This window comes from Mesorhizobium sp. L48C026A00, assembly GCF_000502375.1.
Classification (GTDB): Bacteria; Pseudomonadota; Alphaproteobacteria; order Rhizobiales; family Rhizobiaceae; genus Mesorhizobium; species Mesorhizobium muleiense.
The window spans coordinates 68,372-94,912 of record NZ_AYWU01000018.1 but is presented as its reverse complement, the minus strand read 5'-3'; the positions used below and the strand labels follow the sequence as shown (position 1 = coordinate 94,912).

28 protein-coding genes and 1 pseudogene are annotated in these 26,541 nt (G+C 61.5%); 12 read left to right on the top strand and 17 right to left on the bottom strand.

Annotated features, from left to right (window positions below; translation table 11 throughout):
* Positions 1-11 precede the first annotated feature (11 nt).
* The gene (locus X738_RS67805; protein ID WP_023801343.1) at positions 12-206 is read right to left on the bottom strand and encodes a hypothetical protein; all 195 of its coding nucleotides are present in this window, start codon (positions 204-206) and stop codon (positions 12-14) included.
* A 210-nt stretch (positions 207-416) separates the two neighbouring features.
* On the opposite strand from X738_RS67805, the gene ku (X738_RS67800) reads away from it, so the two are divergent.
* Positions 417-1,286, top strand: a complete 870-nt coding sequence (gene ku, locus X738_RS67800; protein WP_031255739.1) for a non-homologous end joining protein Ku — start codon at positions 417-419, stop codon at positions 1,284-1,286.
* Between the two features lie 3 nt (positions 1,287-1,289).
* Positions 1,290-3,839, top strand: a complete 2,550-nt coding sequence (gene ligD, locus X738_RS67795; protein WP_023801341.1) for a DNA ligase D — start codon at positions 1,290-1,292, stop codon at positions 3,837-3,839.
* 33 nt (positions 3,840-3,872) lie between these two features.
* Here the strand turns inward: ligD and X738_RS67790 are convergent, their stop codons facing one another.
* Complete coding sequence (locus X738_RS67790; RefSeq protein WP_023801340.1) at positions 3,873-4,913, bottom strand: ATP-dependent DNA ligase; 1,041 nt, start codon at positions 4,911-4,913, stop codon at positions 3,873-3,875.
* A gap of 41 nt (positions 4,914-4,954) precedes the next feature.
* Positions 4,955-5,758: a non-homologous end joining protein Ku gene (ku, locus tag X738_RS67785; RefSeq protein ID WP_023801339.1), complete on the bottom strand. Its 804-nt coding sequence runs from the start codon at positions 5,756-5,758 to the stop codon at positions 4,955-4,957.
* A gap of 228 nt (positions 5,759-5,986) precedes the next feature.
* Between ku (X738_RS67785) and X738_RS67780 the strand changes: the two genes are divergently transcribed.
* Positions 5,987-6,676, top strand: a complete 690-nt coding sequence (locus X738_RS67780) for a phosphoribosyltransferase (RefSeq protein ID WP_023801338.1) — start codon at positions 5,987-5,989, stop codon at positions 6,674-6,676.
* 115 nt (positions 6,677-6,791) lie between these two features.
* On the opposite strand, the gene X738_RS0142620 is transcribed toward X738_RS67780, so the two are convergent.
* The gene (locus X738_RS0142620) at positions 6,792-7,007 is read right to left on the bottom strand and encodes a hypothetical protein (RefSeq protein ID WP_031255735.1); all 216 of its coding nucleotides are present in this window, start codon (positions 7,005-7,007) and stop codon (positions 6,792-6,794) included.
* Between the two features lie 16 nt (positions 7,008-7,023).
* Positions 7,024-7,269: a hypothetical protein gene (locus tag X738_RS67775; RefSeq protein ID WP_023801336.1), complete on the bottom strand. Its 246-nt coding sequence runs from the start codon at positions 7,267-7,269 to the stop codon at positions 7,024-7,026.
* Between the two features lie 703 nt (positions 7,270-7,972).
* On the opposite strand from X738_RS67775, the gene X738_RS67770 reads away from it, so the two are divergent.
* Positions 7,973-9,295 carry an NAD(P)/FAD-dependent oxidoreductase gene (locus tag X738_RS67770; protein ID WP_023801335.1) on the top strand — a complete coding sequence of 441 codons (1,323 nt, stop codon included), beginning with the start codon at positions 7,973-7,975 and terminating at the stop codon, positions 9,293-9,295.
* A gap of 628 nt (positions 9,296-9,923) precedes the next feature.
* Positions 9,924-10,317 (top strand): annotated as a pseudogene (locus tag X738_RS83075) (thiamine pyrophosphate-dependent enzyme); the annotation flags it as partial.
* 48 nt (positions 10,318-10,365) lie between these two features.
* Here X738_RS83075 and X738_RS67765 read toward each other — a convergent pair.
* The 3 genes from X738_RS67765 to X738_RS67755 all read right to left on the bottom strand — a co-directional run bounded on the left by X738_RS67765 (position 10,366) and on the right by X738_RS67755 (position 11,931).
* Complete coding sequence (locus X738_RS67765) at positions 10,366-10,611, bottom strand: hypothetical protein (RefSeq protein WP_023801332.1); 246 nt, start codon at positions 10,609-10,611, stop codon at positions 10,366-10,368.
* A 164-nt stretch (positions 10,612-10,775) separates the two neighbouring features.
* Positions 10,776-11,024 carry a hypothetical protein gene (locus tag X738_RS67760; protein ID WP_023801331.1) on the bottom strand — a complete coding sequence of 83 codons (249 nt, stop codon included), beginning with the start codon at positions 11,022-11,024 and terminating at the stop codon, positions 10,776-10,778.
* An 85-nt stretch (positions 11,025-11,109) separates the two neighbouring features.
* Positions 11,110-11,931 carry an SIR2 family NAD-dependent protein deacylase gene (locus tag X738_RS67755; protein ID WP_031255730.1) on the bottom strand — a complete coding sequence of 274 codons (822 nt, stop codon included), beginning with the start codon at positions 11,929-11,931 and terminating at the stop codon, positions 11,110-11,112.
* 185 nt (positions 11,932-12,116) lie between these two features.
* Between X738_RS67755 and X738_RS67750 the strand changes: the two genes are divergently transcribed.
* The gene (locus tag X738_RS67750) at positions 12,117-12,434 is read left to right on the top strand and encodes a hypothetical protein (protein ID WP_031255729.1); all 318 of its coding nucleotides are present in this window, start codon (positions 12,117-12,119) and stop codon (positions 12,432-12,434) included.
* A gap of 258 nt (positions 12,435-12,692) precedes the next feature.
* On the opposite strand, the gene X738_RS67745 is transcribed toward X738_RS67750, so the two are convergent.
* Together X738_RS67745 and X738_RS67740 are read right to left on the bottom strand one after the other, a co-directional pair.
* Positions 12,693-13,154: a GFA family protein gene (locus tag X738_RS67745; protein ID WP_023801327.1), complete on the bottom strand. Its 462-nt coding sequence runs from the start codon at positions 13,152-13,154 to the stop codon at positions 12,693-12,695.
* 19 nt (positions 13,155-13,173) lie between these two features.
* Positions 13,174-13,398, bottom strand: coding sequence for a hypothetical protein (locus tag X738_RS67740; RefSeq protein ID WP_023801326.1), 225 nt, complete (start codon positions 13,396-13,398; stop codon positions 13,174-13,176).
* 96 nt (positions 13,399-13,494) lie between these two features.
* Between X738_RS67740 and X738_RS67735 the strand changes: the two genes are divergently transcribed.
* A complete protein-coding gene (locus X738_RS67735; RefSeq protein WP_023801325.1) occupies positions 13,495-14,112 on the top strand; it encodes a TetR/AcrR family transcriptional regulator in 618 nt (205 codons plus the stop codon).
* Between the two features lie 59 nt (positions 14,113-14,171).
* Here X738_RS67735 and X738_RS67730 read toward each other — a convergent pair whose 3' ends face one another.
* The 4 genes from X738_RS67730 to X738_RS83070 all read right to left on the bottom strand — a co-directional run bounded on the left by X738_RS67730 (position 14,172) and on the right by X738_RS83070 (position 17,412).
* The gene (locus tag X738_RS67730; RefSeq protein WP_023801324.1) at positions 14,172-15,107 is read right to left on the bottom strand and encodes an NAD(P)/FAD-dependent oxidoreductase; all 936 of its coding nucleotides are present in this window, start codon (positions 15,105-15,107) and stop codon (positions 14,172-14,174) included.
* A 199-nt stretch (positions 15,108-15,306) separates the two neighbouring features.
* The gene (locus tag X738_RS67725) at positions 15,307-15,780 is read right to left on the bottom strand and encodes a DUF2269 family protein (RefSeq protein WP_023801323.1); all 474 of its coding nucleotides are present in this window, start codon (positions 15,778-15,780) and stop codon (positions 15,307-15,309) included.
* A complete protein-coding gene (locus X738_RS67720; RefSeq protein WP_031255727.1) occupies positions 15,780-17,066 on the bottom strand; it encodes an SDR family oxidoreductase in 1,287 nt (428 codons plus the stop codon). Before X738_RS67720 ends, X738_RS67725 begins: the two co-directional genes overlap by 1 nt.
* A 142-nt stretch (positions 17,067-17,208) precedes the next feature.
* Positions 17,209-17,412: a hypothetical protein gene (locus tag X738_RS83070; protein ID WP_023801320.1), complete on the bottom strand. Its 204-nt coding sequence runs from the start codon at positions 17,410-17,412 to the stop codon at positions 17,209-17,211.
* A gap of 893 nt (positions 17,413-18,305) precedes the next feature.
* On the opposite strand from X738_RS83070, the gene X738_RS67715 reads away from it, so the two are divergent.
* A complete protein-coding gene (locus X738_RS67715; RefSeq protein ID WP_306454975.1) occupies positions 18,306-18,563 on the top strand; it encodes a hypothetical protein in 258 nt (85 codons plus the stop codon).
* Between the two features lie 2 nt (positions 18,564-18,565).
* Positions 18,566-19,258 (top strand): DUF899 domain-containing protein, encoded by a 693-nt coding sequence (locus X738_RS67710; RefSeq protein WP_023801318.1) that lies wholly within the window; start codon positions 18,566-18,568, stop codon positions 19,256-19,258.
* 51 nt (positions 19,259-19,309) lie between these two features.
* Here the strand turns inward: X738_RS67710 and X738_RS84985 are convergent, their stop codons facing one another.
* The 3 genes from X738_RS84985 to tssH form a co-directional block, all read right to left on the bottom strand.
* Entirely contained in the window at positions 19,310-19,591 is a 282-nt protein-coding gene (locus X738_RS84985; protein WP_156942629.1) for a hypothetical protein, read from the bottom strand.
* Between the two features lie 147 nt (positions 19,592-19,738).
* Complete coding sequence (locus tag X738_RS67705) at positions 19,739-19,978, bottom strand: hypothetical protein (protein ID WP_023801316.1); 240 nt, start codon at positions 19,976-19,978, stop codon at positions 19,739-19,741.
* 166 nt (positions 19,979-20,144) lie between these two features.
* Complete coding sequence (gene tssH / locus X738_RS67700; protein WP_023801315.1) at positions 20,145-22,925, bottom strand: type VI secretion system ATPase TssH; 2,781 nt, start codon at positions 22,923-22,925, stop codon at positions 20,145-20,147.
* A gap of 333 nt (positions 22,926-23,258) precedes the next feature.
* Here tssH and tssA point away from each other — a divergent pair, with 333 nt between their 5' ends.
* From tssA to tssC, 3 genes are read left to right on the top strand one after another with little or no spacing between them, the layout of a single operon-like run.
* Positions 23,259-24,452, top strand: a complete 1,194-nt coding sequence (gene tssA / locus X738_RS67695) for a type VI secretion system protein TssA (protein WP_023801314.1) — start codon at positions 23,259-23,261, stop codon at positions 24,450-24,452.
* 6 nt (positions 24,453-24,458) lie between these two features.
* Complete coding sequence (tssB, locus tag X738_RS67690) at positions 24,459-24,998, top strand: type VI secretion system contractile sheath small subunit (RefSeq protein ID WP_023801313.1); 540 nt, start codon at positions 24,459-24,461, stop codon at positions 24,996-24,998.
* Positions 24,999-25,001: 3 nt separating this feature from the next.
* Positions 25,002-26,507, top strand: coding sequence for a type VI secretion system contractile sheath large subunit (tssC, locus tag X738_RS67685; protein ID WP_023801312.1), 1,506 nt, complete (start codon positions 25,002-25,004; stop codon positions 26,505-26,507).
* The last annotated feature ends 34 nt before the right edge of the window (positions 26,508-26,541 follow it).

The following is a 26,541-nucleotide window of genomic DNA, read 5'->3' as shown; positions in this document are numbered from 1 at the left end:
CGGCCGATCCCTCATTGCGCGGGCGGCGTTCCGGGTTGATCGCCGCCCGTGGTCGTCTTCGGCGTCGGGTCCTTGTCGACTTCGGGATTTTGATCGACGGTGTTGGTATTGCTCTGGGTCGGCTCAGTGCTGCTGGTGCTGCCCTGTGTCGGCTCGGCCTCGTTGCTGCAACCCGCCAGAGCCAGAGTCGCCACCAGCGCCGACAAAAACGACAGTCTCCTCATGGATAATCCCGTCATGGCCAACCGCTCCCTTGCTGCTCGACAACGACGGGTGGTGAATTTGGTTGCAGCGGAATGGCTTGTCTGCTGGCCCAGGACCCTTCTGATCATCGCAGAGCAGGCGCCAAAGGAACAAATCTCGGCGCCGCCACGTTGCATTTCCTGTGCAACGCTTGTGACAGTGAGGCTATCGTCTTGGCGCCGAGAGCAAATTGGAAGGGTTTTCTGAAAATCGGAGAACTCAGCTGCCCGGTGGCGCTCTATACGGCTGCCTCAACCTCCGAGCGGATCGCCTTCCACACGATAAACCGCGCCACCGGTCATAGGGTGCATCGCGCCTTCGTCGACAGCGATAGCGGCAAGCCGGTCGAGAAGGACGACCAGGTCAAAGGCTATGAGATCGGCTCGGGTGAGTACGTCGTGCTCGAACCCGATGAGGTCGCAGCCGCTGTTCCCGAGAGCGACAAGACGCTGTCGGTCTCGGCCTTCATCGGCTGTTCCGATGTCGACGACGTGTATTTCGACAAGCCTTATTACCTGGCCCCGTCGGACAAACACGCGGAGGAAGCGTTTGGGCTGATCCGCGAAGGCATGCGCAGGAAGAAAGTCGCCGCCATCGCCCAGACCGTCCTGTTTCGGCGCGTCCGGACCCTGCTCGTCCGCGCCTATGACGAAGGCCTGGTCGCAACGACGCTGAATTTCGATTACGAGGTGCGCTCGGCGGAGGAGGCTTTCGACAACATCCCCGACTTGAAGATCGAGGGCGAGATGCTCGAACTGGCCGAACACATCATCAAGACCAAGAAAGGCAAATTCGATCCGACCAAATTCGACGACCGTTATGAGGCGGCGCTGGCCGAGCTTGTGAAGGCAAAGCTCGAGGGCAAGAAGATTGCCGTTCCGAAGCCGGCCAAGCGGGAGAGGGTCGTCGACCTTATGGATGCGCTGCGCCAGAGTGCCGGCGTTGGCGGGAAGCAGCCCTCGACAAGAAAGCCCGCGGCAAAGTCAAAGCCAGCGCGCCATGCCAAGGCGAAGCAGACAGCGCCGCGTCGGAAGGCCGGCTGACCGATGGCGCTCGAGACCTACCGCAAGAAGCGCAATTTTTCCGTTACCCCGGAGCCGCAGGGCCGCAGGGCGCCGAGGACCGGCAACAGCTTCGTCATACAGAAGCACGATGCCACCCGGCTCCATTATGATTTTCGTCTCGAAATGGACGGCGTCCTGAAGAGCTGGGCCGTCACAAAAGGGCCGAGCCTGATCCCCGGCGAGAAGCGTCTTGCCGTCCACGTCGAGGACCATCCTCTGGAATATGGCGACTTCGAAGGCACAATCCCGAAGGGCGAGTATGGCGGCGGCACCGTCCTCCTTTGGGACAGAGGCACTTGGGCGCCGATCGGCGACGCGCATCGCGGCTATGCGAAAGGCCATCTCGACTTCGAACTTCACGGCGAGAAGCTTGGCGGCCGCTGGCATCTTGTGCGGATGGCCGGAAAGCCCCGGGAGAAGCGCGAGAACTGGCTGCTGATCAAAGGCGACGATGACGCCGCGCGCACCGAACGTGATCCCGACATTCTGGACGAGCGGCCGGAATCCGTCGCGACCGGCCGCAAGATAGAGGACGTCGCCGGCGAAGAGCCCGGCTGGTCGTCTAAGACAGGGCGCATTCGCAGGCGCCGCGGCGGCAGCACCAGGCCAGCTCCAGCGGAAGAGGCCCCCGCCACTATCAGCGTTCCCGAACCGTCAAAGATCAAGGGCGCCAAGAAGGCGGCGCTTCCCGATTTCGTCGAACCCACGCTGGCGACCCTGGTCTCGTCAGCGCCGTCGGGCGAGCGCTGGCTGCACGAGATCAAATTCGACGGCTACCGGCTGCAGGCCAGGATCGAAGCCGGCCGCGTCAAACTGTTGACGCGGAGCGGTCTCGACTGGACGAAGAAATTCGGCAAGGCGGTCGTTTCGGCGCTGGCCGATATCCCTGTCGGGACGGCGCTGATCGACGGTGAACTCGTGGTCGAGACGTCAGCCGGCGCATCGGATTTTTCCGCGCTGCAAGCCGATCTCAGCGAGGGCCGCAGTGATCGCTTTCACTTCTACGTCTTCGACCTGCTTCATCTCGACGGCTACGATCTGCGCGACGTTGCGTTAATCAAGCGCAAGGAATTGCTGGAAAAAATCATCGGCAGTAACAGCGGCATCATCAGCTACAGCGGCCATTTTGAGGAGGATGGCGCCCTGGTGCTGCGACATGCCTGTCGGCTGAGCCTGGAAGGCATTGTCTCCAAGCTTCGCGATGCGCCCTACCGCGCCGGCCGCAGCAAGAACTGGGTGAAGTCGAAATGCTCGGCGCGGCAGGAATTTGTCGTGGCCGGCTATGTCCCCTCGACAACGTCGCGCAAGGCGATCGGTTCGCTTGTCTTGGGTGTCTATGACCACGGCAAGCTGCATCATGTCGGGCGCGTCGGCACCGGCTACACGGCAGCGGTCGCCGAGAGCCTGTTCAAGAAGCTCGAGCGGTTACGCATTCCGTCAAGCCCGTTCGAAAAACGGCTGAGCGCCGACGAGGCTCGGCAAGTCCGCTATGTCAGGCCGGACCTCGTCGCCGAAGTCGAGTTCCGGGCGTGGACCGCCGACGGCCATCTGCGCCACGCCTCGTTCCGCGGGTTGCGCGAAGACAAGCCGGCGAAAGAAATCACGCGCGAGACGCCGAAGACGAGCAAGGAGGTGGCCAAACCTCAGCGCCGGACCGTCAAGCTCACCCATCCCGACCGTCTTTACTGGCCGGACGAGGGCGTGACCAAGGAAGGCCTCGCCGACTATTATGCCGAGGTCTGGCGTTATGTGTCGCCCTACATCGTCGGCCGCGCGCTGGCGCTGGTGCGCTGTCCCAACGGGATTTCGGGCGAGCAATTCTTCCAGAAGCATGCCTGGAAGGGGCTGAACCCCAACATCGTACTGGTCCACGACCCCAAGGATCCGCCCGACGAGCGGCTGATCAGCATCAATGATCTCGACGGGCTGATCGGTCTCGTCCAGTCGGCGTCGCTGGAGATCCACCCCTGGGGCTCGACGGTGAGCGATTGGGAGCGTCCGGACACGATCATCATGGATCTCGACCCCGGCGAAGGCGTGAGCTGGGAGGCGGTGATCGAAGCCGCCGTCGAGACCCGCGACCGGCTGAAGGATGCGGGGCTTGTCCCCTTCATCAAGACCTCCGGCGGCAAGGGTCTGCACGTCGTGGCGCCATTGAAGCCGAAAGCCGAATGGCCAGCTGTAAAAGCCTTCACCAAGGCGATTGCCGACTCCATGGCCGCCGACAATCCCAACCGCTACGTCTCGACCATCACAAAATCGAAACGGCGCGGGAAAATCCTTGTCGACTATCTGCGCAACCAGCGCGGCGCGACCGCAGTCGCACCCTATTCGACAAGAGCACGGCCGGGTGCGGCGGTGTCGATGCCGCTTGCCTGGGACGAGCTCGGCCCCGGCATCGGACCGGCCTATTTTACCGTCGAGAACACGCCGACCCGGCTTGCCTCGCTGTCGTCGGACCCCTGGCAGGATTTCCGCGCGGCCGCGGCGCCAATCGAAGACCGTGCAAACCGGCGCAAGAAAGCGGCTTGAGGACGGCACTACGAAGTGCATGCATCGGAATAATCAGGCGACCTGCTCGAACGTGCATTGCTCCGGAGCCTTGTCCGGCCGCCAGCGCAGGAACTTGGTGCCGTGCCGGAAACGGTCGCCGGTGACGTGATCGAAGCGTACCTCGACCACCAGCTCGGGCCGCACCGGCTCCCATTCGCCGCTGCGCTCGGTGCTCCAGCGGCTCGGCCCGCCCGGCGCCTTTCCGGTAAAGCCCGGTGGCTCGCGCATGGCTTCGAGCTTGCGGGTAAGCTCGGCCCTGTCCTCCTTGGCAATCGTCGAGGTGAAACCGACGTGGTCGAGCTTGCCGGCCTCGTTGTACAGACCCAGCAGCAATGATCCGACCTGACGACTGCTGCTGAGATAGCGAAAGCCGCCGACCACACAATCGGCCGACCGCAGCCGCTTCACCTTCACCATCGCGCGCACCCCCGGTTGGTACGGACCGTCCAGCCGCTTGGCGACGACGCCGTCTGTCGCCCCATGTCCGGCATCCCCTAACCAGGAGCGGGCTTCCTTCACATCGCGCGTGCAGTGCGAAAGCACGATGTTCCTGCGGTTTGCCGAAGCGACGAAAGCCTCAAGGATCGCTCGCCGTTTTTTCAGGGTCCGCGCCAACCAGACGGTTCCGTGCTGATCGCAGAGCATGTCGAACAGGACGATGCTAGCCGGGGTTTCGGCGGACAGCTTGCGGATCCTGCTCTCGGCGGGATGAAGCCGCATCTGGAGCGCGTCGAACGAAAACTTGCCGTCGACCGAGATGACGATTTCCCCGTCGACGACAAAACGGCGCGACGGCAGTTCCTTCAATGTCGCGACGAGTTCGGGAAAATAGCGTCCGAGCGGCTTGCCTGACTTTGCGCGCAACTCGACCGCATCATCCTGCCGAAATGCCAGGCAGCGAAAACCATCCCATTTGCGTTCATACTGCCATCCCTCTCCTTCGGGAATCGCATCGGCCGCCTTTGCCTCCATCGGAGGCGTATCGAGCGGCAGGAGGAAATCGCTGGATCGGCGGGTGCTGTCGAAAGCAGGATCGCGGGGTATGACCTTCATTGTGCTGCCTTTGTCCCCCAGCCCAGCCTGCTCCCAGGCGTTTATTTCCGCTTTCCGGGCTCCGAGCCGATGCTCTTGCGCAGCGCATCCATGATGTTGATCACGTTGCTGGCCGGTTGCTCGGCCTTGGCCTTCGCCTTGGCCGGGCCCTTCTTGCCCTTCTTCTTCGAGGCAATGATCTCCAGCAGCCGCGCCTGGACGGGATCTCCGGTCATGGCGGGATCCCACTGCCTGGTTCGCTCATCGATAAGGGTCGAGACCATATCCATCAGTTTCGGGTCGGGTTTGACGTCATCGATCTTGCCGAAATAATCCTCGGGATCGCGAACCTCTTCGCCATAGCGCAGTGTCCACAGCACGATGCCCTTGCCTCGTGGTTCAAGCATGACGGCGCGCTCGCGGCGGTACATGACCAGCCGCGATATTCCGACTGTCCCTGTCGACTGCATCGCGTCGCGAATGACCGAGAATGCCTCCTCCCCAACCGGGTCGTCAGGGGTGAGATAGTGCGGTTTGTCGTACCAGATCCAGCCGATGCTGTCGGCATCGACAAACATGTCGATGTCGATGGTGCGCGTGCTCTCGAGCGCAACTGCGTCGATCTCGTCGTCCTCGAGCAGGACGTATTCGTCCTCGCCGCGCTGGTAGCCCTTGACCTCGTCGTCTTCAGCAACGGGCTTGCCGCTGACGGCATCGACATATTGGCTGACCACCCGATGCCCGCTCTTGCGATTGAGCGTATGGAACCGGACCTTCTCGCTCTCGGTGGTAGCGGGCGTCATCGCCACCGGGCAGGTCACCAGCGAAAGCTTCAGATAGCCTTTCCAGAAAGGTCGTGGCGCCATCGAGCACCCCCGGCAGGAGTAAAACAGTCGAACGCAGCAGGGCGATCGATTGTTCCAGCAGCGATTTTTTCGCAAACCGGGGCCAATCGCATGGTTCGGCAATTTTTACCAAGGTGAGACGAAACAATTGCCTCCGATCGTCGTTTCGCCAGCAAGCTGAATTTGGGCGAGGAGGAGGCCTGAACAGCACCCCGACGCCTAGGTCTCGGCCTTGGAGAGGTGAAGACCATGCGCTTTGACGCCTTGAGATTCAAAGATCGAACGGATGCGGGGCGCCAGCTTGCCGCCCCTTTGGCCAGGTTCGCGGCAACCGATCCACTGGTGCTGGCGCTGCCGCGCGGCGGCGTGCCGGTTGGCTTCGAAGTGGCGAAGGCACTCCGTGCCCGGCTCGACGTGCTGCTTGTGCGCAAGATCGGCGCGCCGGGCCATTCCGAATATGGGATCGGCGCGGTCGTCGACGGGGAAAATCCGCAGCTCGTCCTCAACGAGGAGGCGATGGCTTTGGTCCGGCCGTCAGACGAATACGTCGAAGCAGAGATGCGGCGGCAACTGCTCGAAATCGAACGTCGCAGAAACCTCTATCTCGGAAGCCGGCCTGCGGCTTCGGTCCTGGGCCGGACCGTCATCGTCGTCGATGACGGCATTGCGACCGGAGGCACGGTCAGAGTGGTGCTCAAGGCGCTAAGAAAGGATCGCGCCGCCCATGTCGTGTTGGCCGTCCCGGTCGCGCCCCGGGACACGCTCGACCTGATCAAAGCCGACGTGGACGAAGCGGTCTGTCTGGTCACGCCCGAGCCGTTCAGAGCCGTGAGCCAGTGTTATGACGATTTCGCGCAGACGACCGACGCGGAGGTGATCCGGCTGCTGCGTGAGGCAGAGCAGTTCGAGAGCAAATCGTCGATGCGATCTCCCGGCTAGCCTGTTCGCCGACAGCCGATGGCGCACGCCGAGCGCGGCCATATGTTTCTAACCGGCCAGACCAGACCGCATCTTTCTCTACCGACCAGACCGCGCGCCAGCGGCGGTTGAGCCGTCAATCGCGCAAACGATTGGCAGCGTGATCCTGGCGCTGCTCGGTCGCGATCTGCCTGGAATCCAGACCGCGTTGCTTCGTATGCTGGGCCTTGTCGCGGTTGGACAGGACTTTGTTTTCCTCGAGCTTGTTCTTTGGGGTGGTGGTCATGGCACCTGCACCGGAACCCTTTCCCCGCGCACCCGCTCCGATGTGCTTCTTGCTACCTTTTGCCATGGGCTTGCTCCAATTCTTAGTGGTCGGGACGGTTCTTGTGATGAACGCTCTCCTGATTTTCTCCGCGAAGGATGTTGCGATCGTCAGGGTCAACGAGGTCGGGTGTCTTGGACCTGATTTCCGACCCCTTGCGCCGCGCTTCACGTTCCGCTGCTGATCGCTTCAGGTCGGCCTCTGCGTCGAAATCCTTGCCGGCGCCCTTCGTGTTCTCCCGCTTTTCAATGATGCGCAATTGCTGCTCATGGGTTCTGCGTCCAGCCATTGGTTTCCTCCAAGGTGCCTTGCGTTCGATTTTTTGACGCCCAGATCGCTGACGGAACCGTCGACTTCCGGTGATTGCAGTTGGCCACGGTCCTTGCCGAAGCGGACCAATCGTGCGCCACCACGATCTGAGCCTGTCCTTATGGCGATAATGGCAGGGCGGCGGGATCGTTCCGAGATGGCGGCCGAATAATCCGTCTATTCGCTCATCTGTTCCGGGCTGCTCATCCGCATCTGCCATGATCCGTCAGTCTTTCTCCCCACGGTGTTCCGTTGGAACATCAGAGCATCTCCGTCGTTCGGCGACTGATCGCCTATGTCCACGTCTGACGCCCGCCGCAGCGAGCGCGTAAAGCTGCAAGAGGATGGACCGCACGATCAAGGACGCCACGGTCAAACGCTTCTACTACGAGAGCCACGATCAGCTCAGGTAACACCTCGCCGACTTCGTTGCCGCCTACAACTTCGCTCGCAGGCTCAAGACCCTCAAGCGCGATCCAACGGACTCGCGAGCAGGTTACGCCGCCCTGCGCCGAACTGGAACTCGGTCGGGCTTGAGCAGCTCGTATCGATCAAGGGATCAAAAACCCGCACATCTGGCGAAGTCCTGGATGATTTCGGCACATTCTTTCGAGCGCACGATGCGATGAAGGGCTGATCGGAACTTTGCTTCCGCATCCTTGGCAGCCGAGGTTGGTTGGAACATGTCGCCCCGAGTCGAACGCATTCACAGCGATGAGCGTCTCCCGGCCGAGGTCGACGTCGTCATCGTCGGCGGCGGCATCCTCGGCTCTACGGCCGCCTATTTCCTGGCGAAGCGTGGCCTCTCTGTGGCTCTGCTCGAGAAGGGCCACGTCGCGTGTGAACAATCGAGCCGAAACTGGGGTTGGTGCCGCCAGCAGAACCGCGATCGGCGCGAACTGCCGCTCTCGGTGATCTCCATGCGACTGTGGGACGAGCTGACGCGCGATATCAATCGGGACCTTGGATTTCGACGCTGCGGTCTCGTCTATGCCACTCACGACGAGGCTGTGCTCGCCGGCTGGGAAAGGTGGCGCGAGGTCGCCAGGGAGTACGAGGTCGACACCCGCATGCTGAGCCGGGCGGAGGTGGCCGAGCGCGTCCCCGAAGCGCGCGACAAATGGGTCGGCGGGACCTATTCGGACCGGGATGGTAAGGCCGAACCTGCGCTCGCCGCGCCGGCTATCGCCGATGGGGCCAGAGCTCTGGGCGCCACCATCCACCAGGAATGCGCCGCGCGGGCGCTCGACTTGGCCAATGGCAAGATTGCGGGCGTGCACACGGAGAAGGGCTACATCAGAACCAGCGCGGTGCTGTGCGCCGCTGGCGCCTGGTCCTCGCGCTTCCTTAGGCCGCTCGGGATCAGTTTCCCCCAAGCGAGCATCCGGCAGACCGCGCTGCGTTCCACCCCGACAATCAACATAGGCGAGGCGGTCTCCACACCCTACTGCACGATCACGCGCCGACTGGACGGCAGCTATACGCTTGCGATCAGCGGCAAGGCGAACCTCGAAATCACGCCCCAGGCTATCCGGTATAGCCGGGAATTCATGCCGCAATTCTTGCGTCGCCTGAAGAACGTCAGGCTCGGCATCGGCCAATCGTTCCTTTCGGGGCCGGATTCAATGCCGGCGCTGCTGACCAGCGACGATCGGATCTTCGAACAGAATCGGGTGCTGGATCCTCCACCCTTAAAATGGCTCGTAAGCCAAGTGGTGGAGAGTGTCCGGAAGACCTTCCCCCAACTCGGCGATATAGAGATCGATAGTGCCTGGGGCGGCTTCGTCGATTGCACGCCGGACGCAGTGCCTGTGGTGTCGCAGGTGGACGGGGTGAAAGGCCTCGTCCTCGCGGCGGGCTGCTCGGGCCACGGCTTCGGTTTGGGCCCGGGGCTTGGCTATCTGGCCGCAGAGCTTGTCGTAAACGACACGCCTTGCGTCGATCCTTCACCGTTCCGCCTGTCGCGTCTGGTCGACGGCTCGAAGCTGGACATCGCCGCTATCTGAAGATCAGCCGGAAGTCAGGCCTGACGCGCACCAAGCGAAGTCAAAGTGTCAGCAGACGGGTGAGCGGAATCCCCACGTTCCCTCGCAGTCAAGTCTCCGGGTGCATGAGCGCAACGTGGTAGGAGTTGCACCAGAATCCGCTCGGGAGAGCGCCGCGCTCATCGCGCTCGTCTTTGGCGCAGTTGGAACCGTCGCAGGAGTTCATTCTAGCGTTTTCTGCTTCTGCCGGTAAGGCGAATTGCTCGGCCCATACGCCGCGCCAGCGGCCGGGATGTTTGCCGCAACCTACACACGTGGCAGCGCAAACTTCAACGCCGTGGCCCTGCACTACGGCATCATGCGGGAGACAGGTTTCTACGGCGCTGGGGTGTCGTCGACAACGTCTTAACCAACCTGTGGGTGCTCGCCCCCTGCGCGGGGCACGCACGGCTTTATCTCACCCAGCTCTTCCACAGGCGGAGCGGCCCCGCACCTCGTCCACGCCGGAGGCGTCAATCTCGGCGCCGCTTCTTACAAGCGCCCTCGCCCTGCTTCTCCCGGTTGTCCTTGGCCTGGGGCGGTCATTGCCCCGGGACAACACACTGGAGGCAACCATGCCCAACACCGCCGAGATCCTTGTCGACACATTTCGACGGCCGTGCGTTACAGGATTCCGCTCAAGCTTCTGGTGATCAAGAACAACATGCTCAACCAGATCGCCTGGGAGCAAATGATGTTCCTTGGCAACCCGCAATTTGCCTGCGAACTCCAGCCGATCGATTTCGCCCTGGCCGCGGAAGCCTGGGGGCATCGGCTACAGCGTCACCCGGCCTGAGGACGTCGATGGGGTTCTTGATGCCGCGTTTGCCGCGGAAGGCCCGGTGATCATAGAGGCGGTCGTCGATGCATATGAACCTATGCTGCCGCCGCGCATGCCGAACGAATATCGCAAGAACATGCGCACGGCGCTGCGGGAAACGCCGGGCCGCAAGGAGATCGAAGCAAACCTCGCTCGGGAGCCGCTGAAGGCGATGATGGGCTGACGGCGCTTGCCTGTTTGGCGGCCGTTGACCTGCAGGGCTCCTGACCGGTCACTGCTTGGCGGCGCTGGATGTCTTTTCGCTCGCGGAATCTGGCGTGGACTGCCTGGGCGGGTCCTGCCCTTCGGATTGACGGGTTTTGTCCTCCACCTCGTCCCTTGACCGGGTCAGGCCCATGCCGCCGGCAGGCTTCTTGTTACCGGCCGCCTCCTGGGAGAATTGATCCGACGCGTCCGCAACTTTCTTGGGAGGGTACTTGGTCGCGCCATGTTCGTAACGGGTCTCGTTTTCAGTCACGGCGTTTCTCCGATTGCCTCACTCGCTTGCATGGCGATTAAACGGTTCTGTGACGTCAGGGTTCCGACTGCCGGCACTCCTGATGGCCGCCGTATGCGGCGCGGGCAGCACCCCGCGGTCACACGGCTGCCGATTTTCGGCGACACTCAGGCGTCCTGCGCCGGTCAGGCGTCCTGCCATGGCGCGTGCAGGATGTCGGCGCCCGGCTGCTCGTCGAACAGAACCGCGCAGCCGCGCGCCCACGCCACCGGCGACAGTGCGTTGGCCACGATTTCGTCCGGCGAGATGAAATCACCGGTCAGCACCCGCAACTCTTCGACGGCTTTGGCCATCGACACCAATCGCCCTGCGGCGCGGTCGGTGGTGCAGGCGTCGATGACGGAAACGAGATCGATCATTTGGAACTGGCCCATCATAGGCCTCCGCAAACAGCATCCCTTCGCGGCTATGAACGTCGCAACGATCTACAATGTTCCCGGCCGGCCGAACGCATACGCACTAAGCCTGGTCTATCGCGTCCTTGAGCTTGCTCAGGAATGCCACCAGAGCATCCTCCGGCCGATCGGCCTCCTCGGTCAGCATGTCGATACCCCAGCGTCCGAGAACCGCTTGCTGGACGACGCTCGGTTGCGGCATGAAGACGAACGATTTCGGACGATTCTTTTCATAACCGGACCGGCGCCAGGTTTCCCAAAGCCGATACAGCAACAGACGGATGTTCATGTCGGACATGCTGTAGCCGATGAACAGGACAGTGCGCCCCAGTGCGTCGGCGCGAAACTTCACATCCAACGGCGACTCGAACGACAGCCGCTCGAAATAGTCGGACTCCGCCAGGACGAGAGACGCGTCGTCGTCGAAATCGCCGTGGTATTTGATGATCTGGGTAACCTCGCCGTTCACCTTGGGGATATCCTTGGCATTGGCCACTTTCACGAACGCGCGGTCGTGGACTTCGAACGCAACCTCAAGGTTTCGATCATAGTTGGTGGTGTAGATGATCGGAAAATCGAGTGACACGATCAGCTTGTGGATCGCCGATCCCTTGACTTTTTCCCGCGAGACGCTCCATTCGCGATCCATCCAGCTGCGCAAGGGGCCGAGACTGCCATGCTTCAGCCGGTAATATTCGGCAAGAGCCTGGTAACTGGACTCAGGCCTGTCGACCACGTCTCGATCGAGGCCGAGTTCATCCACCATATGCTCGATGAGCTTCTCCCAGGATGGCAGGCCGACGCTCATCGACACCCCCGCCCCAACGAACAAGATCGCTCGTCGCTCTTTCACGGATTGAGCCAGTTGCTCAAGTGCAGACGGCATGGCCAACTCACCAGGCGATGATCCAACACAACTGCGAACGGCGCCCTCTGTTCCGGAGAAGCCGGATCAGCGCCAAGTCTGTTCAGAAACCGGGTCTGTTCGGAAAATCGGGTGTGTTCAGCAAATGCGGCGCAGACTGGAACCGCTGAGCCAGATCGAAGTTTGGTGTCAGGGGAGAGACCATGATGGCCGTCCGACGAGATCAGACCAAAGCGAGAGGCGATATTCAGGCCGGGGCGACACAGGACAAGACCCCGGGGTTCGACCCTGCCGCGGCACCTGAAAAGACCGACGCCGAAGCGGCCGGTATGCCAAATCCTGTCGCCGAGGCTCGTCCACGGCGACAGCCTGAGTTCACGAATGAAGCAAGCTTCGGCGATGCGATGCGGCCGGCAGCAAGCGAGCCTGGTCTTCAGCCTGGCAAGAACTGGCCGGTGCTGGTGATTGCCGCAGTCGTTCTCGTAGCGGCCGCGGCCTTCGTGCTGGCAGCCATGCTGCGCTAGCGAGGTGGGTTTCGAGAGCTTATCGGCCCCCGGACATGAAACGGGCACAGATATACGTGAGCCATCCCCCGTAACTTCCGTAAGGATCTGGCCGCGCCGCCATGTCACGCCCAAAAGCATAGTTCAGTTCGGTGAGGCCGTGATGAACCTGGCCGAACTGCCGAAGATCGAGCCGATGATGCCGCATGACGACAGGTAGATGCCGGACAGCGCCGAGACCATCACGTCGATGGCACCCAAGTAAATCGACTCACCAATTCACAAGCCACTCATGATCATTTTCCCGACTGCCAAAAGGCTCGGGTAATAGCCGCTGTACTTGGGCAGGCTGCCGGGCATGTCCAGCACACGACGGTGATAGAATATATCCATCCGAACCGGCGGCAGCCGGGCCCCGGGCTCGAAATTGCTGGCCGGGATGAACATCGTCTTGAACGGCCCAAAGCCCGCAACCTCCACAACCGGCTTGCCGCAGGTCCGGCAGGCCCCGCGATTGAAGTTCGGCGGCGGACGGTATTTCTTGAATGAAATATTGCCGGCGTTTTTCAGCACGACACCCTTGGCGCGAACGGCAGCCACATCCGCGAACGGTTTGCCGTTGAAGGCCTGGCAGATCAAACAGTGGCACCGGAACCTGGCTTTCGGCAACGTATGCACCTCGAACGAGCAAGCGCTGCATTCGCAGGAGCCGCGTAGCGCCAACGATGGGTCGATGGTCATGTGCTGATGCTCCTCGTTGTCATTGGGAAACGGAATTCCAATCGCCGAAGCATCGATGTCCGAAATCGGCATTGATGGCATCTTCGATCGCCTTGCGGCGCCCGATGATCGTGACCCTGAACTTGGCCAGATCAGCGCGTCGCTGCGCCAGCGAAGGCGCAGCATCATGCATGAAGGCAGCACGCTGGCCGGCGAGGAGACTGCCTAGCCGATCTGCATCGGTGATTTTTGCGATTGCGTTCATGGTCCACTCCGATGTAGACAGAAGAAACTTACGCCCTGATGTAGCCCCTTAAGTAGCCAGTGTCAACAATGTATTCACAAGAAACTTTGAGGTACCATGCAGGACGCACCCAGCCGCCCCTATCACCACGGTGATCTCCGCCGTGCGGTTATCGAGACGGCGTTGGATATGCTTCGGGAGGAGAAGGGCTGGCAGTTCACCCTGCGGGAAGTCGCCCGCCGGGCTGGCGTAAGCCACGCGGCACCCTACAAGCACTTTTCCGATAAGGCCGCGCTGCTTGCGGAGATCGCTATGGTTGGGTTCGACCGGCTGCGCGAGTCCCTATCGGCAGCGAAGTCTGAAGCGCCGAAAACTCTGCGCGACGAAATTACTCCGATAGCTCGAGCCTACGTCGCGTTCGGAACGGACAATCCGGCTCTCTACCGCCTGATGTTTAGCGCGGAGGAGGGAAAAGCGGTGGGAATGCATCTCAATGAGCGGGCGCTGGCGGTATTCGACGTTCTCGTCGAAATCCTCCGGCGGGGCCAGGCCGCGGGGAGCATTCGCAAGCGGCCTATAGAAGGTCAGGCGGCAGCCGGCTGGGGGCTCATCCACGGCATGACCATGCTTGCGATCGATGGACTCCTGGTGCCCGAGAAGGTGGGATCGGCCCCCTTGGATGCGGCCTTGAGCACACTGTTGGAGGGGCTGGGAAACCCAGCACCACAACAATAGCTGGTGCCATCCCGCTCGCCCCGCCTACCGTATATCTGTGCCCTTTAATGTTCAGGGCCTTATTCGTAGCCGAGGGCCAGGTCATTGTGAACATCTGTCGCAGCGATCGCAGCCTGGCCGAAGGCGACTGCGATCTGGTTCAGAGCCTTGACCAGGTCGCCGATGGCATACACCCCCTCGACCGAAGTCCGCTGATGCTTGTCGACGATGACATAGCCCTCGTCGCAGCATTTGACGCCCATTGCCAGCGCAAGGTCGGAACGCACCTGGCATCCCATCGCCGGATAGATGACGTCGAAATGGCGCACCTCGCCGTCCTTGAGGATGGCCTGGTAGCCGCTGTCGGTGGGAACAAACTTTTTGAATGCGTCGCAAATAGCAATGTTCTCTTCCATGGCCACGCGTCGTGTGCTGGCGGAAAAATCTGGAAGATAGCGTGCGATCATTGTGACGTGCTGCGTATACTGCTTGAGGAACAAGGCCTCTCGCAGCACCTGCGCCTCGTGACCGATGACCGCGACCTGACGATCTATGACTTCGTAGCCGTCACAAACCGGGCAAAGGCGTACGCTGCCTTTGGCGATGGCCTCGCGCAGACGCGGAATTGCAGGCACGACATCGACGATACCTGTCGCCAGGAATACCTTTCGGGCGACGATCCGCCCGCCGTTGGTTTCGGCGCCGAACCCGCCTACGGTCGGCTCGACCGATGACGCGTGATCCTGGATCAGTGTCGCTCCGAACTTGGCGGCCTGGGAACGAAGCCGCTGCAGAAGATCGGGGCCGCTGATCCCTTCCGGAAATCCCGGACAGTTGCGGCTTTCCGCAATCAGCCTCGCGCGCGGTTCACCCGCGTCGACCACGACGACCCGATGACGGAACCTGGCGAGATAGATAGCCGCCGCCAGCCCCGCAGGTCCACCGCCAACGATGAGAACATCCGCTTCAGTCGCGGACGAGGCTGAATGTCGGCGTTTGCGCGCGGGTTGATCCATCCGCGCCGAACGCATTCATGGGAAAGATGTTCCAGCGCCGAAATCAAGCCACGGCATCCAAAGCGCGTCGCAATTTGAACGGATTCATGTGACGCGCTATAAGTTGTTGTTTATGCATGTCGTTGTCGCAAAACCGCTGCGCACCCTCGGTTCAAGCCCGAGGGCATGCTTTCGCGACATGCATTATCGCGGCAAGGCGTCACCACTCGATCGTCGGCCGCGCGATCATCAGCCAGAAAATCCCGAGGACGGCAGCAAAGGCGGGAAAGCCGAAGGCGAACCACAGCCGGAAGAGCCTGGTATACCGGGCCGGCAGCGGGGTCCCCGTTTTGGCGGCTGCAGACGCCAGATTGCGCATTTCCATCTGCATCCATACCACCGGCAGCCAGAACACACCGGTGACGATATAGAGCGCGATGGACAACACGATCCAGCCTTCGGAGAGCGAGTAGCCCGCCAGCCAGGCGAGCGCGACGCCGGTTATCGGCTGCGCCACGACGGCAGTTGCCGTGAAGAGAAAGTCGGCGACCACGACGATGCGCGCCACTGCCGCAATTGTTGCCGCATTGCCGGTCCTGTGGGCGAGAAGCATGAAGAACGCTATGCCGGCGCCGGTGCCAAGCAGCACGCTGGCACCGATGACATGCAGGGACTTCAGCACGAAATAAAGCATCAGCGCTCCTCCAGGATCGCCAAGGCAACAAAGTGAAGGACGATGATCGGCAAGACCTTCAGGAATGGCCCAAGTGGTTCGTTCCACAGGTCCGGGCGCAGGAAAGTGCCCACGACCAGATAGAACAGCGACAGCGCGATGCCGGCGTAGAGGCCTTTTCGCGCCGTTGGCCGCCAGGCTATGAGTGCGCCGACGACGATGTCGGCAAGAGCGCCGGCGATCACGGCAGGCGCCGACAACATGCCAGCCCCCGTGCTTTGCATGAGGCCGATGCCGTTGCCGTAGCCCGTGGTCAGCGAAACAATCCCTGTCATGATCCAGAAGAACGGCAGCACGACGAAAATTGCAGGCTTTGTGAAATAAAGCCAGGCAAACCATTTCTCCTGCACCGTCGCAGGATTGAGCGCGAGGAACTGCGCCAGGCTTTGTAGCCGCATGCCGGTCAGGGAAATCCAGTCCGACGGATCTCCGAGCGCCCCCCGCGCGATCTCCCTGGCGGCATTGGTGCGCATCGGAGGCCGCCAGCCGAGCATCGCGGCAAAATCGCCGAGGCGGTAGAGAATCCGCGCACCCCATCCCGGCAAGACCAGCCTGGCTGCAGGAGCCCAGCCGAGCCAGCGGCGGAAAGTACCGATGATCTCATCCATGGTCAGCTGTTCGGGACCGGCAAGTTCCAGCGCCAGACGAGACGGACTGCCGGGATTGAGAAAGAAGAGCACAGTCGAGACCACATCATCGAGCTGCACGACCTGCAGCCGGCCGGTATCTGGCATTGACGGCAGGATCGGCAGCGAGGCCAGACCGCGAAACAATGCACTGGCTCCAAACACAGGCCGGCCGAGCACCACGGAAGGGCGAAGGATTATCCAGTCCAGGTCAAGCGCCATCAGCGCCTGATCGCCGGCATATTTCGTCGCCGAGAACGACGAAGGCTGTGCCCGATCCACACCCATTGCCGAGAAGTGGATCACCTTGGCAACGCCGGCCCGCGCGCAGGCGAGAAAAAGAGCAGCCGCCGCATCGCGATGGACTTGCCCGGTCTTTTCGCGCGGGCTGTCCTGCAGAACGCCGGCACAGTTCACCACGGCATCGACGCCAGTCAGGTGCGGCAGCCAATCCTCAGGGCGAAGTGCTGCGGCCATATCCAGCACCAATGTCTGGTAATCGCGGGCTGCATTTGCCCGAGGGCTACGGGTGATGCCAACCACCTCATGTCCTTCGGAAACGAGGCGGGCGCAGATCGAAGCGCCGATCAAGCCGCTGGCTCCAACAACGAGAATTCTCATCGGACCCCGATCTCCGGCAGCCACGAGATCGTCGCCGTTCTATTCGGCGCGTATCTCCTCCACGCCGTCGATGTTTTTCCGGCGCTGCGAAAGCACATGTCTCTCGGCCAGCTGCTCCAGGTTTGACGATGACCATAGGCGTTCAATCCTCATTCCTGTACTCATGAATGAGACCAAGGATTTGCGAGCGGACCAACTCGCGAGCCTCGGGCTGAACGAACGGCATCAACAGTTCGACCCGTTCCTCGACGCTCTCTGGGAGATCCGCAGCAGGATCGACGAGGTCGTTGCCGTGCGCGTAGAGATTTTCCGTCAGTTTTTTATCAAGGTCGGAAAAAATGCCCATTGATCTGCTCCAAACCAGCTCCTCTGCTTAATTGAAGGCTGACGAAAATGTTCCCCGGATGATCGATCACAACAGCTGCTTCTCCGGCCGAAGCGCTGGGACTGGTCCAGCTCCACTTGTCCGGGCGGCAAGGAATTCAGGCAGTGTCTTAATGTGGGAGAATTAGAGAGACATTTGCGCGAGGTGCGAAAAAGCAACGCCAAAACAGCTGATTAGTGACGACGTAGGTACTCTCGCAGATGTGGTATTGGCCGTCCGGCGATTCCTGCACACGGTCCCGTGGGATGTTGAAATTATGCGGCAAGTAAGTGTAACCACCGTCTATCCTGGACCGTACCGACGACCGAGGTATGGCGCGGCAATCAGAGCCACCGCAACACTTGAATTTCGTCAGTGGGTCAATCCTGTCCTCGTACCAATCATGGGCGCTGGCGGCAGTTGCGGTGGCGATACACATCGTGAAGACGAGGCTTCGCATGGCGTTCCCCAGGTATTTGGCAGGCGCTGCTCGTTCGAGCGTCCATGTATATTAGCGTTCCATTAGAAACACCATTGGCCTCCGACCGACCAACGCAGCTCCAGCAAGCGACGCTCGCGCTGAAAGACTGCATTGGGTCAACCCTGCCAACAACCGGGAGTCGTCTCATTCGTTTCCGTGTCGGCCAAGCGCGGTGAGATTGCGTTGGATTGAGGGCTAATGCGCGCTCCCGATTATTGCGGTAGGCGATTGCTGCAGGTCCGTTTGCAGCCCCACATTGAAATCCCGTCACACTTGTAACTCTCACCTCTCCGGCTGCCCGAGATAGCGTCTTTTTATCGAAAACGTGGAAACTGCGAATTCGACCGCAGGACCGGAAATGACGATATTTGCAGCAAAAGAGAAAGCCACATCGTTGCTCGGGCAGGCGGTCGATTTTGCCGGCCGGCTCGGGCTCGCCGCCGCACCGACCTTTGCCCTGATGGCCTGGATTTCTACTGTCGGCTCGCCGGGCATGACCATGTGCTCTGCCGCCTCGCCTTTCATGCCGGTCAACGACATGGCCCTGATGTACCTGCTGATGAGCCTCTTTCACGTATCGCCGTGGCTGAAGCTCTTTTCCGCCCGTTCGCAGCACTGCAACACTTCCGTCGCCCAAACCCAAGGAGACTGACAATGCAACACGCTGTCGTTTCACGCGATAACTGGCTGAGCGCCCGCCGGGACCTCCTGCGAGCGGAGAAGGAACTCACGCATCTTCGCGACAAGGTCGCACGCGAGCGGCTCGCGCTGCCATGGGTGCGTATCGACAAGGAATATTTGTTTGACACGCCGGACGGTCCGCGTGCGCTCGCCGACCTCTTCGACGGCCGCTCGCAACTTCTCGTGCAACATTTCATGTTCGCACCGGGATGGAAGGAAGGCTGCCCAAGTTGCTCGTTCATGGCTGATCACACCGACGGCATGAACAAGCATCTGGCGCATCACGATGTAACCATGATCGCCGTCTCGCGCGCGCCGCTGGCCGATATTGAGCGCTACCGCAGACGTATGGGCTGGCAGTTCCGATGGGTGTCCTCGAACGGCAGTCCGTTCAACTACGATTTCCGGGTCAGTTTCACGCCCGAAGAGGTCGCTACCGGGCACATCGACTACAACTACGGCGAATGGCGGGAAACCGGCGAGGAATGGCCTGGCCTGAGCGCCTTCTACAAGGATGAGGCTGGCACCGTCTTTCACACCTACTCCACCTTCGGCCGCGGTGTAGAGGTGATGATGGGCACCTACGCCATGCTCGACCTCATGCCAAAGGGGCGCAACGAAGCTGAGGGAATGGACTGGGTGCGCCGCCACGACCGCTACGCGTAGACCCGCGGGGACGGTGGAACGGCGTCGGCAAGGATCTTATGGCCCGCTCTGTCACGCGTTGCTATCTACGGTCACCGGAATGAGTGCTATGACTTCAGGTGATGGAGGGTTCTCGTCAGCCAGTTCTTGCTCTCGCCGGTCAAGCTCCTTCTGAAGCTTCAGAGCTAATGCGAGAAGCCTCGGCGACAGGGTTGGATCGCCTTCCAGTCCTAATCGCTTGCGTAGGCTCCGACGATTGTCTTCCGAACGGACCAGGTCTCGGAAACCACGATTGCTCTCTCTGGTTGCCATGACGATCACCTTCAGCTTTGAACGCAACTCGTCGCTTGCCAAAGGGTTCCATGAGGGGCCGGATTATCTCGCTAAAGCGCGTCTCGGCTGAATGGATTCATGTGACGCTAAGTTCTTGTTTTATGCATGTCGTTATCGCAAAACCGCTTACGCGACATGCATTAGATCTTTCGAGCGGTGACCGGATAACTAAGCGGGATTGAGCGGATACTGCTCGTGCTCATCGAAAGCCACCAACAGGCCCAAAGCAGCAGCGACTTCGAGGATAGCTTCGGTCAGATCGTCATTGGATGCGACCAAACCAGGTGCAGCCTGCCGAACCTGGTTTAATGCCGCTTTGACCGAGACGGTGTCGCCATAGCCGGCCCTGTTGAGGACTGCGGCAATCGCCTGATCTAGAACTGGACCGACCCTATGGACGATGCTCATCCACCTTCCCCCCCGGGAACGCGAGAGGGTATAGTAGCGTGTCTGGGGCCAGGATGCAACCGACGCGCGAAACCACGCCAAATTGGCTCTGGTGCTCGGGCGCAAAATGCGGTGGATCAACCCTGAGCGGTGCTACGGCGCCGGTTAACCACAGATTGCTGCTCAGCTATTCGAAGGAATAGGTGAAACCTCCTTCGGAGGCTCCGACCGTCACCTTCGTCATTTTTTCGCCCTCGAGCGACCGGTTCAGCACGCCACGGCTCAATTCGGGCAGAAGCGTGTTTGTCAAAATGGCGTCGATCATTCGGCCGCCGGATTCGATCTCGGTGCAGCGGGCCTTGACCAGATCCATGACACCGTCACCGATCACCAACTCGGCATCGTTGCTCGAGCGCAGCCGGCGGGCGATCTTGGCGAACTGATGGCGGGTGATCGCTTCGATCATCATGTCCGAGAGCGGGTAGTAAGGGATGGTCACCACCCGGCCCAAGAAGGCCGCTGGAAAAACCTTCAGCAGCGGGGCGCGCAATGCTGTGTCGAGATCGTCGAGCCCCGCCCGCACCGTGCCGCTGCTGGTCCGGTCCATGATGACTTCGGAGCCAACGTTCGAGGTGAGCAGGATCAGCGTGTTTTTGAAATCGATCCGCCGGCCTTCACTGTCGTCCATCATTCCCTTGTCGAAGACCTGGAAGAAGATTTCATGCACGTCCGGATGCGCCTTCTCGACCTCGTCAAGCAGGATCACCGAGTAGGGCTTGCGCCGGACCGCCTCGGTGAGGATGCCGCCCTTGCCGTAGCCGACATATCCGGGTGGCGCGCCCTTCAAGGTAGAGACGGTGTGCGCCTCCTGGAACTCGGACATGTTGATCGAAATGAGGTTCTGCTCGCCGCCATAGAGCGTCTCGGCCAGGGCCAGCGCGGTTTCGGTCTTGCCGACGCCCGAGGGACCGCAGAGCAGAAAAACCCCCACCGGCTTTTCGGGCGCGCCGAGCCCGGCGCGGCTGGTCTGCACGCGCTTGGCAATCATTTCCATGGCGTGATCCTGACCGACCACGCGCTCGGACAGCGTGACGGCGAGCCGCAGCGCCTTTTCGGTCTGGCTCGACAGCATCCGGCCAGTCGGGATGCCGGTCCAGTCCTGCACCACCGCCGCCACGGCGTTGCGGTCGACCGACGGCAGGATCAGCGGCGTCTCGCCCTGCGCTTCTGCGAGTTCGGCCATCAACTCGCGCAGCCGCGCGAGATCGGCAGCCGGGTCGGGTGGAGAAGGACCGGCAGCGGCCGTTGCTTCCGCATCGGGTTCGGGCGCATCGGGTTCGGGCGCATCGGGTTCGGGCGCTTTGATCTCAGATACATCGGCGCCTGCGGTTTCGGCCACCGCCCCCGAAGGCTCCACGGCGTCGAGCGGCACACCCTCGCCGCGCAGCCTGGCGCGCAGTTCGAGTATCTCGCCAACCAGCGCCTTTTCCCGATCCCAGCGTTGCTGCGCGGCAGCAAGCGTGAGTTCGGTCTCGGCAAGCCCGGTTTCGACCCGAGCCTGCCGGTCGGCCACGTCGATGCCAATCGCTGCCTCGCGGCCGATGATGGCGCGCTCGACCTCCAGCGCCTGGCGGCGGCGCATGATGTCCTCGACCTCGGCCGGGGTGGCATGCTGCGAAATGGCGACACGGGCGCAGGCGGTGTCGAGAAGGCTCACGGCCTTGTCGGGCAGTTGCCGTGCCGGGATGTAGCGGTGGGACAGGCTGACCGCCGCCTCGATCGCCTCATCGAGTATCTGCACCTTGTGATGCTGCTCGAGGACACCGGCGACACCACGCAGCATGAGAACGGCGACCGCTTCCGACGGCTCATCTATCTTGACGACCTGGAAGCGACGGGTAAGCGCCGGGTCCTTCTCGATGTGCTGCTTGTATTCGGCCCAGGTCGTCGCCGCGATCGTGCGAAGCTCGCCGCGCGCCAGCGCCGGCTTCAGCAGATTGGCCGCATCACCGGTTCCTGCCGCGCCGCCGGCGCCGATCAAGGTGTGCGCTTCATCGATGAAGAGGATGACCGGCGTTTCCGAGGATTGCACCTCGTCAATGACCGCCTTCAGCCGTTTTTCGAATTCGCCCTTTACGCTGGCGCCCGCCTGCATCAGGCCGACATCGAGCATGCGCACGCTGACGCCCTGCAGCGTCGGCGGCACGTCGCCCTCGGCAATGCGCAAGGCAAAGCCCTCGACGACCGCGGTTTTGCCGACCCCCGCCTCGCCGGTCAGGATCGGGTTGTTTTGCCGGCGCCGCATCAGGATATCGACGATCTGCCTGATCTCGGGATCGCGGCCGACGACCGGATCGATCTTGCCGTCGCGGGCGCGCTGGGTCAGGTCGGTGGCATATTTGGCCAGCGCCGAATCCCCGCCCGGAGCCCGCCGCGGTGTTTCGGCGGCGGCAACCGCAGTCGCGGCGCCGGCTTCGAGCGAACCCTCCATGACGTCCGCGAACCGCGCAACAACGGCCTGCGCATCGATCTTGTCGAATTCGCCGCTGATCTTCGACAGCAGGCCTTCCAGCACCGGCGTCTTCAGGCAGGCGAGCAGAATATGCGCACTGCGCACTTCCTCGACGCTGAATTCCAGTCCCGCCAGGCCCCAGGCCTCCTGGATGGCGTGAAAGATATGATCGGAAAATTCCTCGATCGAAGTGGCGCCGTAAGGCAGCTTGTCGACGGCGCGGGTCATATCGGCCGTGAGCCGGCTCGCATCCACCCCGGCGTCTGCCAGTATCAGCTGCACATCCGATCGCTCTGAAAGCACCAGCTGCTCGATGAAGTGAACGAGCTCGACATAAGGATTGCCGCGCAGCTTGGCGGTGTCGGCCGCAGCCTTGAAGGCGCGCAAACAGATGGGGTTGAGCTTGCCGACCAGTTCCTTGCGTTTAAAGCTCTGCGACGACCGGCGCTGTTCCATCGAACTTGCCCCTCCAATCTGCCAGCCAACAAACTGCCACATAAGCAGCGACTTGACAAAGAGCGTTTATCAGCGGGGCGTCCGGGTGTGCGATTCAGTCGATTTCTTCCGTCCCGGCAGGCGCCGGCGCCATCGGCTGCAACGCCATCGAACGCCGCGCCTGTTGGCGATGCGTTCACCGACAGGGTTCGACAAATCCGCCAGCACTTTTGAGCCCAGCGCGCCGGTTGCAGGCTCGTATTAAGATTGAGCATCAACTAAATTGTGGTAAAGTGTCGCAGTGTGGTAACGTTGGGTCAGGCACGGCCCACGAGCCGCGCGCTGGGGGATGGTGTGCTTGATCTCGCACTCTGGCTGAATCCGCTGGACGGTGAAAATCCGTCAGGGGAGGATTTGCGCAACGATCCAGCCTTTCATGAGCTGGAGCGTCTCACCGAGCCGCAGGTCAAGGTCGTCCATGGCGGCCACAACCAGCCCTCGTCGCAAAGCACCATTCCGGTCGACTGGCCTGCCGTCCTCGACAAGGCGGAGGAATTGCGTGGGCATGGCCGGGATCTGCGCCTGCTCGTCATTGTCACGCGCGCGCTGGCCAATGAGCAGCGGCTCGCCGGGCTCGCACATGGCCTGACCCTTGTTGCGCGGAGCTTCGATCAGCATTGGGAGACCATGCACCCGGCCCTGCGGCCCAGTGCTTCACCACGCGACGCCGCCTTGCGTCGCATCAACGCCCTGCTCGACCTCCAGAATGGCCAGGACGGGCTGCTGGCGGACTTGCGGCGAATGATTTTCTTCGCGCCGCGCCCTATGGGACCGATCAGCGGACGCGATCTGGAACAAGCCGCACTCGACGAGCGGGTCATGCTTCTGGAAGCGGCTTCGGGATTGAATGCGGCGGAAAAGGCAACGCTGGCCAGCGCGCACGGTCAACTGCTGAACCGGGTTCATAGCGGGTGCAAGGCGCAGGCCGATCAAGCCAATGCGGAGATGATGTCGCTCATTGCCGATGCTCATGCGGCGATCACGGCTCTTGATGCGGTCGAGACGGCTCTCAACGGCCGTCTGCAGGGCGGTGGCGCCGCTGTTCCGGAATTGAAACGGTTTCTGCAGCGTTTGCTGTCGACCCTCGAACGGAATTCGGCAATCGAAACGGCGACGAACGGCGCGGCCGAGCCAGCCCCCACGACTGCAGATCCGGAAATGCCTGCTCGAAACGGTCAAATGCCTGCAAAGGGCCATGGAGCCGATACTATGGCAAGTGTGGCGAGTTACGCGGAACCGAGCACGGGGCTGCCGGAGCGGATTTCCTCGCGCGACGACGTCGTGAAATGCCTCGACCTCGTCATCGCCTTTTATGACCGCACCGAACCGTCGAGCCCGATCCCGCACCTGGCCCGCCGGGTGCGCCGGATGGTGCATATGGATTTCGTTGAACTGATGGAAGATCTCGCCCCGTCGGGGCTGAAGGAATTCCGGCTGCTTGCCGGCGTTCCCGATGCCAAGAAGACGGCCCAGAAGGATGAAAGGTAACGAGCCATGGCAGCTGAAAGCAAAGCGAAAGTCATCGAACGGAACCGCGCTCCGCGCGTGCAGATCGCCTATGACGTGGAAACCTATGGCAGCCCGACGACGATCGAATTGCCGTTCGTCATGGGCGTGATGGCCGACCTCTCCGGCGCTTCACAGACCAGGGAAGCGATGAAGTCGGTACTGGACCGCTCCTTTGTCGAGACTGACGCCAACCGCTTCCCCCGTTTCATGGAGGCGCTCGGGCCGCGCGTCAAAGCCCGTGTGAAGAATACGCTGCCCCAGGCTGAGGGCGCCGAGCGGGACGAAGAGCTAGCACTCGATCTTACCTTCACCAAAATGGGCGATTTCGCCCCGGACAAGATCGCCGAACAAGTCCCGCAATTGGCCGAGATCCTCAAGATGCGTCGTCAGCTCGAGGAGCTGCTCGGTTTCATGGACGGCCGTGTCGACGCCGAAAAGCGCATCGCGCAACTTCTGAACAACGAGCCGCTTCTCGGCAAGATCGCCAACCAGGCATTATCCGACGACGACAAGGTTCAGGAGTAAATCATGGCCGAACAACAAAAAACCGCAGCCGTCGCCGCTGAGGCGGAAGCCATAGACCTCGGAGAATTCAGCGGGCTCCTCGAGAAGGATTTCAAGGTCAAGAAGGACGACAGCGAGAAGCTGCAGCAGCTCGTCCGTAATCTCGCGCTGGCGGCGCAGTCCCGCTCCGATACCACGACCATCTCGTCCAACGCGATCAAATCGATCAAGTCGCTGATAGCAGGCATCGACAAGATGCTGACTACCCAGGTGAACGAGATTCTGCATGCGCCGGAAGTGCGCGAAATGGAAGGCACATGGCGCGGCCTATGGTATCTCGTCAACAACACCGAGACGGATCAGAAGCTGAAGATCCGGGTGATGAACATTTCCAAGGTTCAGCTTGCCGACACGCTTGAAGACTACGAAGGCCAGATGTGGGATCAAAGCCCGATCTTCAAGAAGGTCTATACGGACGAGTATTCGATGCTGGGTGGCGAGCCGATCGGCTGCCTGATCGGCGCCTACGAATTCTCGAACCATCCGCGTGACGTCGGCCTGTTGCGCAACATCTCGGGCATCTGCGCCTCCGCGCATACGCCGTTCATCGCAGCCGCCGACCCGCGGCTGTTCCGCATGGACAGCTGGCAGGAACTGCCGAACCCGCAGGACCTGCAGATGATCGTCTCCAACCCGGCCTATGCCTCGTGGCAATCGCTGCGCGAGAGCGAGGACGCGCGCTACATCGGCCTGACCATGCCACGTGTTCTGGCGCGACTGCCGTATGGCTCGGAAACGGTTCCGGTGAAGGGCTTCACTTTCGAGGAGGAAGTGCAGGGCGACCACAACAAATATGTCTGGATGAACGCCGCCTTCCCGATGGGCGTCAACATAAACCGCAGTCACAAGCTCTATGGCTGGGGCACGCAGATCCGCGGAGTCGAGAACGGCGGCACAGTGATCAACCTGCCGGTGCACTCCTTCCCCACGGACGACGGATCGATCGCGATGAAATGCCCGACGGAAGTTGCCATCGACGACCGGCGCGAGGCGGAACTGGCCAAGCTCGGCCTGATGCCCATTCTGCACCGCAAGAACACCGATCTCGCAGCCTTTATCGGTGCGCATTCGCTGCAGGACGACGAGACGCGCGCCGGGCGGCTGGTCGATCCCGACGCCCAGTCAAATGAACGGCTGAGCGCCAACCTGCCCTATCTTTTCCCGGTTTCGCGCTTTGCGCACTACCTCAAGGCCATTGCGCGCGACAAGATAGGGTCGTTCAAGGAGCGCTCCGACATGCAGATCTGGTTGACCGAGTGGATCAACCGCTACGTGCTGGCCAACCCGGCCTTTGCCGACGACAAGGCGCGCGCCAAGCGCCCGCTTGCCGCCGCTGAAGTCCAGGTGGACAGCGTCGAGGGGCGGCCGGGCTACTACAACGCCCGCTTCTATCTGCGCCCGCATTACCAATTGGAGGGCATCAACGCCTCGCTTCGACTGGTGTCAGAACTACCGTCCGTAAAAGCTTGATTTTGCAGCAACATCCACCTTGTTTTGTTTTGAA

Bases quoted from the DNA above. Each gene is read 5' to 3' on its own strand.
- ku (WP_023801339.1), bottom strand. From the start codon at position 5,758: ATGGCGCCACGACCTTTCTGGAAAGGCTATCTGAAGCTTTCGCTGGTG.
- X738_RS67755 (WP_031255730.1), bottom strand. From the start codon at position 11,931: ATGCCGTCTGCACTTGAGCAACTGGCTCAATCCGTGAAAGAGCGACGA.
- X738_RS67730 (WP_023801324.1), bottom strand. From the start codon at position 15,107: ATGGATCAACCCGCGCGCAAACGCCGACATTCAGCCTCGTCCGCGACT.
- X738_RS67710 (WP_023801318.1), top strand. From the start codon at position 18,566: ATGCAACACGCTGTCGTTTCACGCGATAACTGGCTGAGCGCCCGCCGG.
- tssB (WP_023801313.1), top strand. From the start codon at position 24,459: ATGGCAGCTGAAAGCAAAGCGAAAGTCATCGAACGGAACCGCGCTCCG.
- X738_RS67735 (WP_023801325.1), top strand. From the start codon at position 13,495: ATGCAGGACGCACCCAGCCGCCCCTATCACCACGGTGATCTCCGCCGT.
- X738_RS67740 (WP_023801326.1), bottom strand. From the start codon at position 13,398: ATGAACGCAATCGCAAAAATCACCGATGCAGATCGGCTAGGCAGTCTC.
- X738_RS67750 (WP_031255729.1), top strand. From the start codon at position 12,117: ATGGCCGTCCGACGAGATCAGACCAAAGCGAGAGGCGATATTCAGGCC.
- X738_RS67760 (WP_023801331.1), bottom strand. From the start codon at position 11,024: ATGGGCCAGTTCCAAATGATCGATCTCGTTTCCGTCATCGACGCCTGC.
- tssC (WP_023801312.1), top strand. From the start codon at position 25,002: ATGGCCGAACAACAAAAAACCGCAGCCGTCGCCGCTGAGGCGGAAGCC.
- X738_RS67790 (WP_023801340.1), bottom strand. From the start codon at position 4,913: ATGAAGGTCATACCCCGCGATCCTGCTTTCGACAGCACCCGCCGATCC.
- ligD (WP_023801341.1), top strand. From the start codon at position 1,290: ATGGCGCTCGAGACCTACCGCAAGAAGCGCAATTTTTCCGTTACCCCG.
- X738_RS67725 (WP_023801323.1), bottom strand. From the start codon at position 15,780: ATGCTTTATTTCGTGCTGAAGTCCCTGCATGTCATCGGTGCCAGCGTG.
- X738_RS67775 (WP_023801336.1), bottom strand. From the start codon at position 7,269: ATGGCTGGACGCAGAACCCATGAGCAGCAATTGCGCATCATTGAAAAG.
- X738_RS67705 (WP_023801316.1), bottom strand. From the start codon at position 19,978: ATGAGCATCGTCCATAGGGTCGGTCCAGTTCTAGATCAGGCGATTGCC.
- X738_RS67770 (WP_023801335.1), top strand. From the start codon at position 7,973: ATGTCGCCCCGAGTCGAACGCATTCACAGCGATGAGCGTCTCCCGGCC.
- tssH (WP_023801315.1), bottom strand. From the start codon at position 22,925: ATGGAACAGCGCCGGTCGTCGCAGAGCTTTAAACGCAAGGAACTGGTC.
- X738_RS83070 (WP_023801320.1), bottom strand. From the start codon at position 17,412: ATGGGCATTTTTTCCGACCTTGATAAAAAACTGACGGAAAATCTCTAC.
- X738_RS0142620 (WP_031255735.1), bottom strand. From the start codon at position 7,007: ATGGCAAAAGGTAGCAAGAAGCACATCGGAGCGGGTGCGCGGGGAAAG.
- X738_RS67745 (WP_023801327.1), bottom strand. From the start codon at position 13,154: ATGACCATCGACCCATCGTTGGCGCTACGCGGCTCCTGCGAATGCAGC.
- X738_RS67720 (WP_031255727.1), bottom strand. From the start codon at position 17,066: ATGAGAATTCTCGTTGTTGGAGCCAGCGGCTTGATCGGCGCTTCGATC.
- X738_RS67780 (WP_023801338.1), top strand. From the start codon at position 5,987: ATGCGCTTTGACGCCTTGAGATTCAAAGATCGAACGGATGCGGGGCGC.